This window comes from Mucilaginibacter ginsenosidivorax (genome assembly GCF_007971525.1).
GTDB classification, from domain to species: Bacteria; Bacteroidota; Bacteroidia; order Sphingobacteriales; family Sphingobacteriaceae; genus Mucilaginibacter; species Mucilaginibacter ginsenosidivorax.
Genome location: NZ_CP042437.1, coordinates 366245 through 382559, shown reverse-complemented (window position 1 = coordinate 382559; position 16315 = coordinate 366245). Strand labels below are relative to the sequence as shown.

The 16315-nt window shown below is 45.8% G+C and carries 16 protein-coding genes and 1 pseudogene; 13 read left to right on the top strand and 4 right to left on the bottom strand.

What is annotated here, in order from left to right:
* Positions 1-220: 220 nt before the first annotated feature.
* Positions 221-3682, top strand: coding sequence for an ABC transporter permease (locus FSB76_RS01765; RefSeq protein ID WP_147051893.1), 3462 nt, complete (start codon positions 221-223; stop codon positions 3680-3682).
* Between the two features lie 308 nt (positions 3683-3990).
* Here FSB76_RS01765 and FSB76_RS01760 read toward each other — a convergent pair whose 3' ends face one another.
* The 4 genes from FSB76_RS01760 to FSB76_RS31995 form a co-directional block, all read right to left on the bottom strand.
* Positions 3991-7233, bottom strand: a complete 3243-nt coding sequence (locus tag FSB76_RS01760) for an ABC transporter permease (protein ID WP_158642812.1) — start codon at positions 7231-7233, stop codon at positions 3991-3993.
* Positions 7234-8083: 850 nt separating this feature from the next.
* Positions 8084-8248, bottom strand: a complete 165-nt coding sequence (locus FSB76_RS32000; RefSeq protein WP_158642811.1) for a hypothetical protein — start codon at positions 8246-8248, stop codon at positions 8084-8086.
* 229 nt (positions 8249-8477) lie between these two features.
* A complete protein-coding gene (locus FSB76_RS01750; protein ID WP_147051891.1) occupies positions 8478-8651 on the bottom strand; it encodes a DUF3606 domain-containing protein in 174 nt (57 codons plus the stop codon).
* Between the two features lie 458 nt (positions 8652-9109).
* The gene (locus FSB76_RS31995; RefSeq protein ID WP_158642810.1) at positions 9110-9250 is read right to left on the bottom strand and encodes a hypothetical protein; all 141 of its coding nucleotides are present in this window, start codon (positions 9248-9250) and stop codon (positions 9110-9112) included.
* Positions 9251-9266: 16 nt separating this feature from the next.
* Here FSB76_RS31995 and FSB76_RS01745 point away from each other — a divergent pair, with 16 nt between their 5' ends.
* From FSB76_RS01745 to FSB76_RS01690, 12 genes and pseudogenes are all read left to right on the top strand, one after another.
* Positions 9267-9659 (top strand): single-stranded DNA-binding protein, encoded by a 393-nt coding sequence (locus tag FSB76_RS01745; RefSeq protein ID WP_147051890.1) that lies wholly within the window; start codon positions 9267-9269, stop codon positions 9657-9659.
* Between the two features lie 46 nt (positions 9660-9705).
* Positions 9706-10764: pseudogene (locus FSB76_RS01740) on the top strand (DUF932 domain-containing protein).
* A 65-nt stretch (positions 10765-10829) separates the two neighbouring features.
* A complete protein-coding gene (locus FSB76_RS01735) occupies positions 10830-11345 on the top strand; it encodes a hypothetical protein (RefSeq protein ID WP_147051889.1) in 516 nt (171 codons plus the stop codon).
* A complete protein-coding gene (locus FSB76_RS01730) occupies positions 11311-11982 on the top strand; it encodes a hypothetical protein (protein WP_147051888.1) in 672 nt (223 codons plus the stop codon). Before FSB76_RS01735 ends, FSB76_RS01730 begins: the two co-directional genes overlap by 35 nt.
* Positions 11983-11986: 4 nt before the next feature.
* The gene (locus tag FSB76_RS01725) at positions 11987-12583 is read left to right on the top strand and encodes a PRTRC system protein E (RefSeq protein ID WP_147051887.1); all 597 of its coding nucleotides are present in this window, start codon (positions 11987-11989) and stop codon (positions 12581-12583) included.
* Positions 12584-12597: 14 nt separating this feature from the next.
* Positions 12598-12816 carry a PRTRC system protein C gene (locus FSB76_RS01720; RefSeq protein ID WP_147051886.1) on the top strand — a complete coding sequence of 73 codons (219 nt, stop codon included), beginning with the start codon at positions 12598-12600 and terminating at the stop codon, positions 12814-12816.
* Between the two features lie 58 nt (positions 12817-12874).
* Positions 12875-13291 carry a hypothetical protein gene (locus tag FSB76_RS01715; RefSeq protein ID WP_147051885.1) on the top strand — a complete coding sequence of 139 codons (417 nt, stop codon included), beginning with the start codon at positions 12875-12877 and terminating at the stop codon, positions 13289-13291.
* Positions 13292-13332: 41 nt separating this feature from the next.
* Positions 13333-13974, top strand: a complete 642-nt coding sequence (locus tag FSB76_RS01710) for a hypothetical protein (protein WP_147051884.1) — start codon at positions 13333-13335, stop codon at positions 13972-13974.
* Entirely contained in the window at positions 13967-14710 is a 744-nt protein-coding gene (locus FSB76_RS01705; RefSeq protein WP_147051883.1) for a PRTRC system protein B, read from the top strand. The genes FSB76_RS01710 and FSB76_RS01705 overlap by 8 nt, the downstream gene beginning before the upstream one ends.
* The gene (locus FSB76_RS01700) at positions 14707-15594 is read left to right on the top strand and encodes a PRTRC system ThiF family protein (protein ID WP_147051882.1); all 888 of its coding nucleotides are present in this window, start codon (positions 14707-14709) and stop codon (positions 15592-15594) included. The genes FSB76_RS01705 and FSB76_RS01700 overlap by 4 nt, the downstream gene beginning before the upstream one ends.
* A 10-nt stretch (positions 15595-15604) precedes the next feature.
* Positions 15605-15787, top strand: a complete 183-nt coding sequence (locus tag FSB76_RS01695; protein WP_147051881.1) for a hypothetical protein — start codon at positions 15605-15607, stop codon at positions 15785-15787.
* Positions 15788-15928: 141 nt separating this feature from the next.
* On the top strand, positions 15929-16306 hold the full coding sequence (locus FSB76_RS01690) for a DUF1810 domain-containing protein (protein ID WP_147051880.1): 378 nt from the start codon (positions 15929-15931) through the stop codon (positions 16304-16306).
* Positions 16307-16315: the final 9 nt, after the last annotated feature.

Below are 16315 nucleotides of genomic sequence, written 5' to 3'. Positions count from 1 at the left end.
GGTCGGTAGGCCAGCTTATTGAATTTTAGAATTATATATTCGAATGATTGCCACCGGTAATCTATAATTATTACCCTGCATGAAGTCTTAAAGGCAGCGCCCTTCAGGTCGGCCTGGCAATATCAATCCTATTTCAGCCCCGGACACCCATTGTTCGATTTCGTTACATTTGCCCTGACTGTATTTAGTTTAAATTACTCTTGCTCAGGTTTTTATTATTTTGGAATATACCTTGACGCGAAAAAAAGAAATGAACGGACACCAGTTGTATATGAATTTCGACAACATGCTGCTGCTCGGCCTGATTTTTATCGGGCTGGCTTTTGCAGCGTTATTATGGCTGATTAAGGGACCCGAGACGAAAGCCAACAGGTTTCTGGGGTTGGCACTTGTTGTTGTAAGCTTTTGGTTGATCCGGGTCATGGGCGGGCAGCCATGGCCGCTCAAACTTTCATTTGCAATCGGACCGCTGCTCTACTTTTATGTGCGTCAGCTAACCCAGCCGGATCAACAGAACCGCTACCAAGATCTGCTCCATTTTGTTCCTGCGCTGACGGAACTGTCCTTGCAACTTGCCGGTCGGGACCTGAGCCCGGGTTTTACCTTTTGTTCTGCCGGCTTTTATTTATATCTGTCACGCCGTGCCGTGACCAGGTTTTATAATGTCCAGCAATTTCAGGAAGGTGACCGCTACCGTAACCGCTTGAAAAGCGTTCATATTTCCATGCGCTTGTTAGGAATTGCTGTGCTATTGGCGGTAGGTTACGGCATGGTCAACCTGTTTTTTTACCGGTTAAACTTAACTTGTACGCCTTGCTACCTATTGCCAGCAGCGTTGCTAATCCGCATGGCAGCATTGGCAATCATTAAGCCGGTGACCCGGCCGGTAGCGACGGTCGTACCAGTTACCCAGCGCCGGTCGGAACTGAAGCGTGAGGCAACCTGGTTAAAAAAGACGATACAAAGCGGTCACTATCACCGGAACCCGGAACTGACACTGAACAGTCTTGCCGAAAAGTTGCTGCTGACAACGCATGAACTTTCCCGGCTGATCAATCAGGGGTTAAAAAAAAGTTTTAACGATTTTATCAATGAACGCCGTATAGCGGAAGTTATCGAAAAAATGCAGGACCCGGCTTTTGACGGGTTTACACTGGAGGGGATCGCTTATGATTCCGGTTTCAACTCGCCCAGCACTTTTCACCGCGCATTCAAGCTGGTGACCGGTAAAACGCCCGCCGCTTATAAAAAACAACTGTCATCTTATAACTTGACATATGGTTCCCCGCCGGCAGCGGTAATTTCGGACCAGGTAAACCGCAATCATATGTTTAAAAATTATTTGAAAATCGCCTGGCGGAATACGATCAGGAACAAAGTCTCTTCTTTCATCAATATCAGCGGGCTTGCCGTAGGAATGGCTGTCGCCATGATGATCGGTTTATGGATCTGGGACGAGGTATCGTTCAATAAGTACAACAGGTCTTATGACCGCATTGTGCAGGTAGTGGCTAATAAGCATGTCGGCGGCGGCATCGCAACGCAGGCCTCGCAGCCTTTTCCGCTTGCTGCAGCATTGCGGGGTCAATATGGTAGCGACTTTGAAGCTGTTTCCGCCGCCGTGATCTACGAGCAGAACATCAATTATAATAATCATGCCTTTTCCCGGACAGGTTGTTTTGCCGAACCTGCTATGACCGATATCATAACGTTGCATATGTTGAAGGGATCGAAAACATCTTTCAGGCAACCGGGAACCATACTGATCAATGAATCATTTGCTCGGGCTCTGTTTGGAAATGCCGATCCCATCAATAAAATGATCAAGATTAGCGATGCTTACCTGGTACAGGTTGCCGGTGTGTATCAGGACCTGCCCCAAAACACACAGTTCGGCAATGTGGATTTTATTGCGCCTATCCGCCTTCTGTTTAATAACACCGAAGACATGGGTAACTGGAATAACAGTTCTTTCCAGGTTTTCGCCTTGCTGAATGAGAGCAGTCAACCGGCCCAGGTAGCCCGCAAAATACAGAACATCCTGTATGAACGGCGGAAAGATCCGACCAAACCCGCGATGGTTTTATTTCCGATGCGCCAATGGCACCTCTACGAGTTTAAGGACGGCGTTGCCGTGGCAGGCCGCCTACAGTTTGTGTGGCTTTTTGGTATTATTGGCTTATTCGTACTGCTGCTGGCCTGTATTAACTTTATGAACCTGAGCACGGCACGAAGTGAAAAACGTGCAAAGGAGGTGGGCATACGTAAAGCCATCGGCTCCTTGCGCGGTCAGTTGGTAGCGCAGTTCCTAAGCGAATCATTTTTGATCGTTGTTTTATCTTTTCTGATCGCTGTTCTGGTAGCCTGGCTAAGCCTACCTTTATTTAACGATATTTCGGGCAAGCAGCTGCACCTGATCTGGACTAACCCGCTGGTATGGCTGACCTGCTTTTGTTTTTGCCTTTTCACAGGGCTTATCGCAGGCAGTTACCCAGCGCTTTACCTGTCATCTTTTAACGCCGTAAAAGTATTAAAGGGCACTTTCAAAGCGGGGCCCGCCGCCGCCCTGCCGCGCAAAGTATTGGTGGTTATCCAGTTTGCTGTTTCCGTCACCATTATTATCGGTACCATCGTTGTTTTCAAACAAATTGAATTCGCCAAAGACAGGCCGGTCGGTTATGACCGGGACAACCTGATATCCATCCCTTATAACGGGATCAAGGAGTACAGCGCTCTTCGCCAGGAACTGCTGAACACCGGCGCAGTGTCCGGCGTATCGCCGTCTGGAAACCCGACGACCGCAACATGGTCGTCGGCAGACAACCTGAGTTGGAGGGGCAAAGATCCTAACCGGCAGGAAGTATTCGGCACGGTGCTGGTCGATCCCGACTTTGGCAGCGTGGTAGGATGGAAAATGAAGGAAGGCCGGGATTTTTCCAGGCAGTTCCTGAGTGATTCGTCGGGCTTTATATTTAACGAAGCTGCCATCAGGCAGATGGGATTGAAAGAACCGGTGGGCGAAATCATCAAATGGCACGGTAAAGAATGGAACGTACTGGGTGTAGTGAAAGACATGGTGATGAACTCACCTTTCGACCCGGTAACCCCGGTCGTATTTCTGATGGATGACCGGGAGCGGTCATTCAATGTGATCAATTTGAAGCTTAAGGCGGGGCTACCTGTAGCGAATGCATTAGCCAGTATCGAAGCGGTCTTTAAAAAATTTGCACCGGAAGCGCCTTTTACTTATAAGTTCGTGGATAGCGAATATGCGCAAAAATTCCTGGCAGAAGAACGCACCGGAAAGCTGGCCTCTGTCTTCGCGGTGCTCGCCATCTTCATCTCCTGCCTTGGATTATTTGGTGTGGCCTCGTTTGTAGCAGAACAGCGCATTAAAGAGATCGGTATCCGCAAGGTACTGGGGGCATCGGTGATGAGCATCTGGGGCTCGTTGTCCAGAGAGTTTGTCCTGCTGGTGGGAATCGCCTTGCTCATCGCCGTTCCGTTGTCCTGGTATTTCATGCATCAGTGGCTGCAGCATTATACATATCGCACCGGATTGTCCTGGTGGATTTTTGCAATGACCGGAGCAGGTGCGTTAACAATCACTTTGCTCACGGTCAGTTACCACAGCATCAAAGCCGCATTGACCAACCCCGTAAAAAGCCTTCGGTCGGAATGATGTTATTATAAGAACTTGAATCCATGAGATGGGGTTCGGGATTTAGTTGACCCATATAGGGTGCGTTCCGGGGTGAGATACGGAACGCATTATTTGTGTATAGCAGGACGGGTCATATCAGTCCTTTTACGAACGGAATGTTGTTCGATAATGAAATCCAAACGCATCGTATAGGCGTATCTCCAAACTTAGCAGTAAAAAAGAATAACTATAACCAATAGATGACTTAGAGTTAACGTCTTGCATGACAATAAATTATAACCTTAAAGCTGACTACCTTTCATTTGCCGGATGATATATCAGCGTTATTACTCGCTCCTCAGGCTTTTAACCGGATTAGCTATTGCTGCTTTTATGGACTGGAAGCTAACGGTTATAAATGCGATAACAAGGGCTACCCCCGATGCCAGCAAAACTACCCACCACTGGATATCGATACGATAGGCAAAGTTCTGTAACCAGGTATTCATTGCCAGCCATGCGAGCGGAGAAGCGATCAGGATAGCCAGCAACACCAATCGGACAAAATCTATAGACAGCATACGTACAATACCGGGCACAGTCGCCCCTAATACTTTACGTATACCGATCTCCTTATTTCGCTGTTCGGCGGCATAGGCGGCAAGTCCAAACAGGCCCAGGCAGGCAATAAGTATTGCAAGGGTGCTAAAGGAAAGGAATAACTGTGCTATTCGCTGCTCTGAGCGGTAGGTGGCGTCAAAGTCCTGGTCCATAAATGAATAGTTAAATTCCTGGTTCGGAGAAAAGGCCTTCCACTTATCTTTAACCGTATTCATAAGGCTGGGTAAGTTTGCTGTCCGCACCTTTATGCTAAGCGTCCCCCGGCTATCGCCGTAAATGAGCGCCAGCGGTTTTATCTCTTCTCTCAATGAACTGTAATTAAAATCTTTTACCACGCCAATGATGTGGAATTTTTCTATGCCTATGCTATTACGGTAGATCGGTTTGTTTAACGGATCTTTAAAACCAAACTGCTTAACAAAGGCTTCATTAACGATCAAAGCGGTGCTATCGGTTGACATCTCCCGCGAGAAGTTTCTGCCGGATAATAATTTGATCTGCATCGTGCTTAAATAATTTTCATCGACAGGCCAAAACTGGGAAAGTACATCCTGTTTGATATCGATCGGCAATTGGGGGAATAAGCCCGTCATATTACGGTCCTCGCCTGTTGGCACGTACGAAGACAGAGTTGCATTTTCGACGCCCTGCAATCGCTTCAGTTCATTCCTAAACACCAGGGCCTGGTTACCGAGCACCTGTACATTTTTGATGGTGAGTACCTCATTACGGTCAAAACCCAGGCTTTTGTTGTGAATAAAATTCAATTGGTTGTAGATGACAACGGTGCCTATAATCAGAAATACAGAGATGGAAAATTGGAAAACAACAAGGAAGCCACGCAAAAAGCTTCCCTTGAACCCGGTTGATAATTTACCTTTCAGCACTTCGATAGGCCTGAACGCCGACAGGACGAACGCCGGATAGAATCCTGCCAGCGATCCAACGATAATAACGGTTACCAGTAAAGCCGGTACCAGCCATAATAAAGACCCGAAACTGAAAGAAAGATGTTTTGCGGCAACATCATTAAAAAAGGGCATGGCCAGCCAGGCGATGATGATAGCGATAACTCCCGCTATCAAGGTCATGAGCATAGATTCGGTCAGAAATTGAGCGATCAGCGATTTCCTTGCCGAACCCAGTACTTTTCGTACGCCAACCTCTTTGGCACGCCCGGAAGAGCGTGCGGTAGAAAGGTTCATAAAATTCACACAAGCAATCAGGAGTATAAATATTGCTATAAGCGAGAAGGTGTATACATATTGGATATTACCACCTGTGGATAGCTCATCCCGGCTATGCGAATAAAGGTGTATTTTTAAAATCGGGGTAAGTTCATAGTTAAAATAATTCCCGCCCTGGGCAAAAGAAGGCGGGAGGTGTTTGAGGAACTCCGTCCGCATCCCGGCTTCGAGCTTTTTGATATTAGCCTGCGCCTTAAGCAAAATGTAGTTATGCACGCCGCTGTAACCCCAACCGGCCTCCTGGTATTCGGGTATGGAACTATAAGATAACAGAAAGTCAAAATTAAAATGTGAACGCGCAGGAATGTCCTTGATAACGCCGGTAACTTTATAAATGCTTGTATCGTTAAGGGTCAATGTTTTGCCAAGCGCATGCACATCATTAAAATACTTTTTCGCCATGCTCTCAGTAATAACAGCTGAATGCGGCGCTGTTAAAGATGTAGCCGGGTCGCCCTCCATCATCGGCAGGGTAAAGACGCTAAATAAGCTTGATTCTGAAAAAGCGACATGCTGTTCTTCGATATTAGCATTGCCCTTTTTAAAATTAAACTTCCGGGAAGTCTTAAAAAGGGTCTCTTTAGGAATGATCCTTGTATATTTTTCAATCTCGGGATAATCAGCGAATACCTCCGTCAGGAGTTTTTCTGAACCTGCATAAGAGGCTTCATTGCCATTTAACTTCACATTATCCGTTACCCGGTAGATCCTGTCGGCATTTAGATTGTACTGGTCGTAACTTATTTCGTCGGCTACGTATAAAACGATCAGCAGGAAGGTCGCCAAACCTGCTGATAAGCCTAAAATGTTGATGGTGGTAAAGCCAAAGCTTTTTTTAAGGCTGCGGCGAGCCATTTTAATGTAATTCCTGATCATCGCGATTGAGTAGTTAAAGGTGTAACGAAACGGGATCGTTTTCTTTAACGAAATTACCTTTGCGAGTGGAGACGCAGGGCCCAACTTATAAAATGGGCGCTCTTTTTTTATGGTATCTTTATAGACAGCCGCACTTGTACCTGTTATTTGTTTAAAGGTGCGGTTAAATGTTGTCTTGGAATTAAAGCCTGAGCTGTAGGCAACCGCCAGGAGCGTCAGCCGGTCATAAGCTTTATCCTGCATTTTTCGTATTACATCACGGACGCGGTATTCGTTTACAAAATCATTAAAGTTTTTTTTAAGCGCCACATTGATGATCCGGGACAATTCGTGCGGATGAATGGCCAACTTAACGGCAAGCGTGTTTAAACTGAGTTCAGGATCTTCATAATACCGGTGAGTTTGCATTGTCTTTTTTAACCACGCGCTTCGCTGCCTGAGCTCGGCAGGCACTATTGATGAGGCATCCGGTACTGATGGAACGGGTATTGGCGGTTGGCTGTGTAAAAAGCCGGTAACCCCCACCCAAATAACGGCTCCAGTGCATATCAGGTATAGAGGATAATAGGCAGTGATGGGCAAACCGTAATTATAAATAATAAAATCTGCCAAGGTAAACGGCATCCATAGCAGCCAGGTAAGCCCGAGCCAGACCAGTATACGTTTTAGCCAACCCAGTTCCTGTCTGCTTCGGTCCCCTCCCTGGAATTGTTTTTCCTTGTAAAAATTATTGATGGACCTGTGCGCACGGTATAGATAGTAGATCACCGAAATGGAAGTGAATGCCGGGATCATTACTTTAAAGCTTACTTTATCTTTCTGCCCAAAGCCGGCGAGACATAGCATAATTATCAAAGGGCAGAAATGAAAGAGCTGGTTAGCGGCTAGTTTTCGGTCCGGAGAGCTAAACCGTTGTACATATAAAAATAAGAACGGTCCTAATACCGTCAAAATCGACAAAGCCATCCGATCCACAAGGGAAAATCCGCTTATTAAGCCGAGGTGTACGCTGACCAAATTTAACGGCCATACCACTACCGATAAAACAGCCATTGCCAGCAACCTGTTGGCCGATCGATTAAGCCGTTCTGTAAACCACAACAAACAGCAAAAAGTTAGGCCGATAAAAGCTGTTACCAAAAAGACTAGGTCAGAAAAGCTGATGTAAAATTTATAACTATCCACAGAAACATTACCTCAATTGTTAGTCCACATTGTCAATTGACTGATAAACAAAAAGTAACGATAAAAATTCATAAATAATGTAACAAAACCGGACGCCTGATGTGCGGTTATGATCGTATTTTGACCCGTCTTGAATTAACGATAGGATGACAGATTTGAGCATGCAGTATAATGAAAAATTATCGCGTAAACTACCGCAAAATGCGTCGCACAACCTCATGAAAATTATATTGGTTGTGAATATTTATAAATAACATAAGTTGACTTTACACTTTTTATACAAGTAGATTTTACATTATTGGCACCATACGTGGATATTCCGGCGCGTTTGAACATGCTATTCCGTGCCCATTTGACTAATGAGTTGTATTGATGAAATCAAATTTCAAATACCTGACTCAGGTAGAAAGCATGGTCAAAGTGTAACGGAACTTCATGAACTATTTACCGGAATACATTGTCAATGGCTACAGAATATGCAGCCTTATCGTGAAACAAGCGGTAATTCGTGTTATTGATCATATATTTGACGCTGTGTTTTTTTGATCCGGCCAAATGGAAAATCCGCGTTTGCCATTTCGATCAGGTGCTGGCCATGGGCAGACAGGTATTTGACCGCTGAGGGGCCCAGGCCTTCAGCGGCTCCCAATATCAACCAGGTCTTTTGTTGTTTCATAGGCAAAGGTCGGATACCTGGCCGAAACCGTTGATAGTCAAAACAAAGAAGGACATATGAATTTCAAAGGAGCCGTTTAGTTTTGCAAGCATACGAAATCCGGATGGGTTTCTTTGAGCCAGCGCATTAGGATTTCCAAACGGCCATTAATGCCATTGATGTTGTAGGTCGCAATCTTCATTATTAAAGCAATTCCGCCGGAATAAAGTTTATATTTTCCTCGTCCTTTCTACTTGCTCAAATGCTTCCTAACAGCGGCAACAGAAGTGCCCCCCGCTTTAACCGCTGCTTTTAATTCTTCCTTGCTTACACCCAACTCTTTTGTCCAATATTCAACTTCGTAATCCTCATTCACATTAATGAATTTACTATCGGGGCTCCCGGTTTTACTTTTATCCTCCATGTTCTTAATTGTTTAATAGCTATACGTATAAAACGCAAACTGATGCCTTTAGTTTAATAACAATGATCATCGGCTATCAGTTCGTTTACTGCTAAACCATGCATTTTATCTATTGGCGTTAGTAGCAATTCCCTTCCAATTTCAGTTCAATGGCATCCCCTTCGGGCCGGGCTTTCCGCTGTATCTGCTCCGCAGGATGCCGCTTCCAATCCCATGATGCGAAAAGTGGATGGTGTTTCTTTTTTGGGAGTCGCCAGGTATTTATTGGTTTGCCGCCTTAGTTCATTTTCTTTCCCGGTAAAGGTTCTTTATCGCCTGCGGCTCCAATGGCAATTTTTTATTAAATCATATTTTTTTTCAGTCGAAACGGGTAAAAAGCGCAGCTAAAATCAAGCCCGGATGTGTCGTTGGGTTTGCAAAAGACTTCGGCATAATTCGGTCACGCGTTCCGCGTTCCCTCAGCCTTCGGCACTTATTCCGATTCCTTTTGCCCGCCGCCGGGCTTTAAGATTTGCTTTCTTTTTTCCCTTTTTCTTTTGAAAAAAATCATCCCAAAAGTCACGGCGAGAAAAGGAAATCAAAACAAAATAATTATTCATTTAAAATCTTAAAAGTATGCTATTCACAGGAAGACTAACCGCAAACGCAGAAGTAAAAGCGGTAAAAGGGAACAAACAGGTAATTAATTTTACTGTAGCCATTAACCAAAAATGGAAAAACAAGGACGGCGAAAAAAAGGAGAAAACCGCATTCGTTGATTGCGCTTACTGGCGCAACTCCGGCATTGCCGAATACCTCGTCAAAGGCGCAGTAGTTGAAATTTCAGGGTGGATGGAAGCGCAGGGCTATGAGAGTAAAAAAGACGGCATCCGTGCAAGGCTCATTTGCACCTGCGACACCATCAAGCTGTTTTCATTGGTTACCAAAACAACCGACCCGGCCGACAGCAAAGAAAAAAAGCCGGTAACCGAAGGCGCAGATAAGGACGACGACGACCTGCCATTCTAAGCAAATCCATCATTGACAAATTTCTAAACATTAAGAATTAAACATCATGGCACACAATATCAATTTCAACGAGCAAACAGGACAGTACAGTTTTTTCAGCGTAAAGCAAAAGGCATGGCACGGCTTAGGGCAAATTGTACAGGATTACCCCACCAGTAAAGAGGCATTGCAATTCGCAGGGCTTGACTATGAGGTGATCAAATCACCGCTCTTTACTCAAAACAGGGCAATGACCGTAGGCAATGAGGGCAAGTTAATTGCAGGACTGGACATTGCCGTCCCTAACTACTATGCCACCATGCGCACCGATAACAATACCGTTTTAGGTGTAGTTGGCAGGGATTACAGCATTGTACAGAACCGGGACGCATTCAGCTTCTTTGATGCCATTGTCGGCGGGGATGGGATGCAATAAGAGACCGCAGGGGCTTTAGGCAATGGCGAACGCATATTTATCACCGCCAAACTCCCCGGCTATATCAAAGTAGGCAAGGACGATTATATTGAAAAATACCTTTTCCTGGCCACCTCGCACGATGGTTCGGGCAGTATCACCGCAGCATTTACCCCCGTTAGAATTGTTTGCCAAAATACCCTAAGTGCTGCACTCCGTAACAGCTCCAATACGATTAAGATACGCCATACCGCAAGCGCAGAGGACAGGCTAAAGGAAGCCCACAAGGTCATGGGTATCTCTAACAAAATGGCCGATGAACTGGACGGCATCTTTAACCAATGGACAAAAGTGCGCATTACCGATAAGGACGTCATGAAGCTTATCCAACAGGCTATGGCACCGAGCAAGGAAGTGCTAAAAAGCCTGAAAACAGGGGAGGAGCTATCCACTGTTTTTAAGAACATCTGCGATAACGCCTTTATATACGCAATGGCAAGCCCGACCCAACAGACCGAAACCACCAAAGGCACTTTGTTCGGGGCGTTCAATGCCATCACAGGTTACTTTCAAAATGTCAAGGAATACAAGGACGATGAAGCCAAAGTAAAATCCATTATAGGCGGTACGGTGCAACTGCGCACACAGGTGGCGTTTGACTTATGCCTCGGTTATGCCCAAAGCGGTTCAGAAATTTTAACCCTTAACTGATAATCAATAGGCGGGGCAATCCCCCTCATTTTAAAACATTAGAAAGCAAAATTATGGGACGATACATGACCGTAGTACTCAAAGAAACCCACCGCAACGATGATTTTATAACAGCACTGAACGCACAGCTAACCAATATTTATGGCGCGAATACAGGCAATAAGTTTAACTCATGGCAATACCTGCAGGAGGAAGCAGACTACATCAATCACGACCCCGAAGGCAAAAAACAACTGCCTGATTGGGAACGGCCGATTACCAAAGAAGCCCTTCACAGGAATTTCTTTTGGTTGCGCATGGGTGAATTTTCCTTTAAACTGTCGGGGGGCGGGACGGCGGACGAGGCACGGGATGCGGTTGCCGTTTGCAAATGGCTCATGCAGACCAAATGCAAATTTATAGACAAACTCTGTTCGGAAAACTATACCGCAAAAACAGTAAAGGAATACCTGAACTACCTATTTGAGGAAGACGGGTACAACCTGACAGAACTATGGAAAATGCCGGACGGCAGTACAAAATTTACCAACCTTAAACAACGGAACGATGAAAACGCTAACACTCAAACTGTACAGCTTTAACGAACTGGACAGGGAAACCAAAGGAAAGGCACTAACGACCTATCGGGATTTGAATGTCAATTTTGATTGGTGGGACGATGAATTTGAGGATTTTATAGAACTGTGCTCTTATATGGGAATAGCGGTTATTAAAGATAAAATAACCTTTAGGGGGTTTTATTCACAGGGGGACGGCAGCGGTTTTTCCGCTATGGTTGACATACCCAAACTGATAAGCGCAATCACCAATGAAGCGTGGAAAGACTATGCCCCAATGCAGGAATTTTCATTTTCCGTTCCGCAGGTTGACCGCAGGGTATTGGCATTGGTAGCAGGTGGCCTGTTGCCAAGCGAACCACAGATTGTTAGCAGGTCAAGGCAATACGGGGTAGTCACAGATTTGGGTATTTCGGAAGTTGTCAAGGACGGCAAAACGCATGATAACATCTTTGAAGAACTGGACAAACTGGAAGAATGGCTACGGTCGGTTGCCGAAACCCTGAACCGCCATCTGTACGAATCGCTTGAAAATCAATACGAATTTCTGACCAGTACCGCCATAAAGGAAAGCATTTTAAACAATGAATACCTCTTTACCGCAGATGGCAGGTCGGCAAACCATTTAGTTGAACTGAACAATCGCATACCTAAAAAGTAAAAACATGACAACAAACTTTTTTGAAAACATAAACGCAATGAACGTTCCCGGCAACTGGAAATTTGCCATTCATAACGACGAACAGGGGCAATTTACCGTATCTGCATTATTCACCGGCCTGCACAATGCGGACAACGCCACCAAAGCTATACCACCCATGTTGTTCAAAGGGACGGCAACAGAATTGGACGAGGGCTTTTTTGGGGCGATAACCCAACCCGTACAGGAAACCGCAGGGCTGTATCACAACCTGAATGCCTACCACAAGGAATTGGAAAAGGCTCGCTCAGCCTCCAAAATGGAGCAGGACAAGAAGAACAGGAACAACGCAAAACCGAAACCCGCAGCAGGCGAATCGTCGGACAGCGATATCGAAATGGGCGAACCACAACCCAATAAGGAGGAAAAGCGCAAGGCTTACGTTCAGACCATGATCAAAATCAATGAACTGAATGCTGCCTGTAAGTACGAAGAAGCTTTAACCCTGCTGCCATCAGCCACTGACTACCCCGAAAAGGAAGCCGAACTGAAAACCAAATCAGCTGACCTGACCCGCAAGCGGGATCAGATGGCACAGGCACTATCATTATTTAATACTTAAAACCGCAGAAAGCCATGTTAACGACAAGCACATTACAGCGAGTGTTTTTACACAAAGAAAATAATATAGAAATCGTATTGACAGACCCCGGTGAGGCTTTTGCCCCCGAAGCGGTGATGACCTTTTACTCGGCAACTTATCCAATTCTTACCAACGCCAAAATTGTTGGCCCCGAAATCAAAAACGACCAGATTCAGTACCGCTTTGAAAGTACGATGGGGACGAAAGGATAAAGACCATGAAACAACTCAAAATCAAACGTAAGATACTCATTAATAAAGAAAACGACCAATGGCAACTGCATCAGCGATTCAAAAATTTCACGCAACAACTCGACAAACTGCCGGACGCCGGAGAAGTAAGGCGCAACCCGCAAAGGAGCGCACCGCAGGGCATCGTACCAATGGTTTTCTAAAGAACCGCTTTCTGCCCTTTTGGGCAATACAGGCGAGGAACTACAGGCAGGTGGAAGCGGAATTTTTCCGCTCCCTTACCAACCTCTGTTCAGTGTATGAAATACCTGAGCCGGATGTTTCAGACATCGCTTTTCCGCAGAACGTGACCATTGCCTATATGCAGGTAAAGGAAGCCCTGAAGCTTAAGGATAAAAATGCGGATTGTATCATTATCAAAGACAGCGGCACAGCGCGACACTGGCGGTACTTAAAAATTTTGATACGGGTATGTGCCTGTATTATATCCCGGTAAGGCCGTTATGGAACTTGGTGCAGACTGCACAGCAGCAGCCTTTGACGGAAATGCTCCTGTCTGTTTATGCCTACCTGTACCAAATCGCAAAGCTGCCGTACCATACCGAAAGTGACAGCTATTTGTCCGGTGAGTATGCGGTGTTACAGCAATGGATAGATGAAGCAGATGACGAGGGGGACGAAGAGCAACAGTACCGGGATGAACAAACCGAAGCCATGGATTTGCACAACCATGCGGGTGACCGCCTCGTAACCCTAATCCGGGATCATAACTATCTGCTGAGATGGGAATCGAACATTCAAACCTACAGGCAGTGCGGGGATCGGGACTTGGAAACGGAATCTCTGGCTGACCAGTTTCTGACCCTGTTTAGGGAATACCCGAACCGTACCCTTTTTGACAATATCCATGACGAACTGGTAGCACCCGAAGAAACCGACCGTATCAGGATGGAGCAATATGTCAGTTTTTACTGGAGCAGCAACGACTGCTTTTATGATATGCTTTTCGATGTGGTCAATAACGAATTTCAGGAATGTGGGGTAACAGACGAGCCGACATCTGTGCAGTTATTTGATACTCCGCAACCGAAGATATTGAACAACCTTGATTTTGAAAGGCGGCTTTTTGACTTGATAGACAAACTATGCGGAATACTAAATAAATACGACCATGAATAACGTAACCAACGAGTTTAACGATAAATATATCCCCTATAAAGCCTTATTGATTTACAACTGCGAGCGGGAAAATGACTATAACAGCAATACCGATGAAGCCGTTTCCATGTATGTGGAAAGCTACGACATTGGTTTGCAGGGAAATCCGATCAATGCGCATCCCTTATCCTTACAGGAAAGCATCGCTTTAGCGGAATTATTGCAAAGCAGTGCAGAAATGCAGAACGGCTTTTTAAAATCAAAGGGAATGTTTCCAAATAACCTGCTCTATGTCAACGCCGATACCAATGGCTATGCAGTATGGTACACACCGCCACAGCAAAGGGAATTGTTCTTTGTCAAAGATTTGGGCATCCCCTGCGGTAAGGCTTATGTTCCCGGAATGGTATGGAAAGCCACGAGGGACAGCCTTTTCATTTTTGCCGTCAAAGGCAAGTCCAAACCCACCGCCAAAACAGCTTTGCATTATGCGCCCTATTTCAATATCTATTCCGATGGACGGGTGTGCATGGGCAATGTGAACATCAATATCGACCGGGGGACGCATTTGGAGAATTTCATGACGCAATGGGAGGCTTACTTTTTCGGTAGCTATTTCAGCCATACCATCAGCGGAGGAAGCCAGATAAACGGGAACATCGTGCAATTATGGCAGCAACAGGTAAGCACCGAAAACAGGTTTAACGAATTGCTATTGGTTAAAAACGGTTTAACCCTTAACCAGCTTATCCGATGAAGAAAATTAAAATAAAACAGCCTCTGACAGCCGTTCATATCGTGGAAAAGGAATGGCTTAACCCCTATAACCCGATTGTGGTTAACCTGATCGGGGCAGGGGGGACGGGAAGCCAGGTGCTTACCGCTTTGGCGAGAATGAACCATGCGCTTATTGAACTGAACCATCCCGGCCTGTTTGTGCGCCTGTTTGACGATGATAAAGTGGAACGTGCCAACTTAGGCAGGCAGCTATTCGCCACCGCTGAACTCAAACAATATAAAGCGGTTGCCCTCATTAACCGGGTGAACCTGTTTTTCGGGACAAACTGGAAAGCGGTAACTGCACGATATGACAAGGCTACTTTCAAACAACAGCCGGAACTGGCACAGGCTGGGTTGACCATCTCCTGCGTAGATACCGTACAGGCAAGGCTGGAAATTGCCGACATCTTGAAAAATCTGCATAAACACTCCGGGCATGGCCGTAACAGACTAGTTTATTACATGGACTTCGGCAACAGCCGTTTTTCAGGACAGGTGTTGCTATCGACCATCGGTAAAGTACAGCAGCCGGAAATGAAAAAGTATCAAACCGTAGAAACCCTGTCGATGATTACCGATGAATTTCGGGAACTGCTTCTGGCCTCGGAAAGCACCGATAATACGCCAAGTTGTTCGTTGGCGGAAGCCCTCACCAAACAGGATTTATTTATTAATTCAGCATTGGCCAATGCCGGGTCATCCCTGTTATGGCAACTGTTCCGGGAAGGGATGTTAGTTAACCGGGGCTTTTTCCTCAACCTTAAAGAATTCAGAATGCAGCCCATAAAGGTTGCCGTTCCGGTTGTCGTTATCGTTCCGATGAAGCCAAAAAGGACTAAAAAAGAAAGCTGCATAATATAAAATGAGCAAGATGAAAATCATTGATTTAGGCGGAAAAGAAATGACCGTGACAGATTTGGAACTGGCGATCATGCAGGCGGATGATTACCGCCATTACAGGCATACCGACCCCTCGTTCAAATTACTGGATGACGGCTTGCAGGCCTATTGGGAAGATGTGTACCAAAAGCTGTTGAGGCTGAAAAGCGAATAAATCGCACGCCAGACTGCCACTTGCTGCTTTCATCCGCAACAGGTAGTCTGGCGTGTTGGGTCGCCTGACTTTCAAAAAATCAATACCCGCCTCCGGCCACCATTGCTTTTTTGAAACACAGGACTGTTTCAAATTAAAACTATGGTGAAGGCTACTGCCTTAACGGAGATCAAATCCGGCCGTAAACGAAGCCATTGGATGTGGTATGTTTTTCCGCAGATCGCGGGGCTGGGTTGTAGTGACATGGCCAAAGGATATGCCATCGCCGATCTGGCCGAGGCGACAGATTACCTCGCGCACCCGGTGCCTGGCAAACGTATAAAGGAAATTACTGCCGCGTTATTGGGATTGGACAGCCATAATGCGCCTCAGGTGATGGACAACCCCGATGACCTGAAGCTACGCCCCAGCATGACGCTATTTGCGCTGGTCGAGGGCGCGGGTTCTGTTTTAGAGGCGGTGTTAAAAAAGTACTTTGACGGTCATAAAGATCAGGCCACAATACAACTGATACGTTAAATCGCCTAG

Excerpts from the sequence above, each read along its gene's own strand:
- FSB76_RS01760 (WP_158642812.1), bottom strand. The coding sequence starts at position 7,233 with ATGCTATGTCTCGCCGGCTTTGGGCAGAAAGATAAAGTAAGCTTTAAA.
- FSB76_RS32000 (WP_158642811.1), bottom strand. The coding sequence starts at position 8,248 with ATGAAACAACAAAAGACCTGGTTGATATTGGGAGCCGCTGAAGGCCTG.
- FSB76_RS01750 (WP_147051891.1), bottom strand. The coding sequence starts at position 8,651 with ATGGAGGATAAAAGTAAAACCGGGAGCCCCGATAGTAAATTCATTAAT.
- FSB76_RS31995 (WP_158642810.1), bottom strand. The coding sequence starts at position 9,250 with ATGAATAATTATTTTGTTTTGATTTCCTTTTCTCGCCGTGACTTTTGG.
- FSB76_RS01745 (WP_147051890.1), top strand. The coding sequence starts at position 9,267 with ATGCTATTCACAGGAAGACTAACCGCAAACGCAGAAGTAAAAGCGGTA.
- FSB76_RS01735 (WP_147051889.1), top strand. The coding sequence starts at position 10,830 with ATGACCGTAGTACTCAAAGAAACCCACCGCAACGATGATTTTATAACA.
- FSB76_RS01730 (WP_147051888.1), top strand. The coding sequence starts at position 11,311 with ATGAAAACGCTAACACTCAAACTGTACAGCTTTAACGAACTGGACAGG.
- FSB76_RS01725 (WP_147051887.1), top strand. The coding sequence starts at position 11,987 with ATGACAACAAACTTTTTTGAAAACATAAACGCAATGAACGTTCCCGGC.
- FSB76_RS01720 (WP_147051886.1), top strand. The coding sequence starts at position 12,598 with ATGTTAACGACAAGCACATTACAGCGAGTGTTTTTACACAAAGAAAAT.
- FSB76_RS01715 (WP_147051885.1), top strand. The coding sequence starts at position 12,875 with ATGGCAACTGCATCAGCGATTCAAAAATTTCACGCAACAACTCGACAA.
- FSB76_RS01705 (WP_147051883.1), top strand. The coding sequence starts at position 13,967 with ATGAATAACGTAACCAACGAGTTTAACGATAAATATATCCCCTATAAA.
- FSB76_RS01700 (WP_147051882.1), top strand. The coding sequence starts at position 14,707 with ATGAAGAAAATTAAAATAAAACAGCCTCTGACAGCCGTTCATATCGTG.
- FSB76_RS01695 (WP_147051881.1), top strand. The coding sequence starts at position 15,605 with ATGAAAATCATTGATTTAGGCGGAAAAGAAATGACCGTGACAGATTTG.
- FSB76_RS01690 (WP_147051880.1), top strand. The coding sequence starts at position 15,929 with ATGGTGAAGGCTACTGCCTTAACGGAGATCAAATCCGGCCGTAAACGA.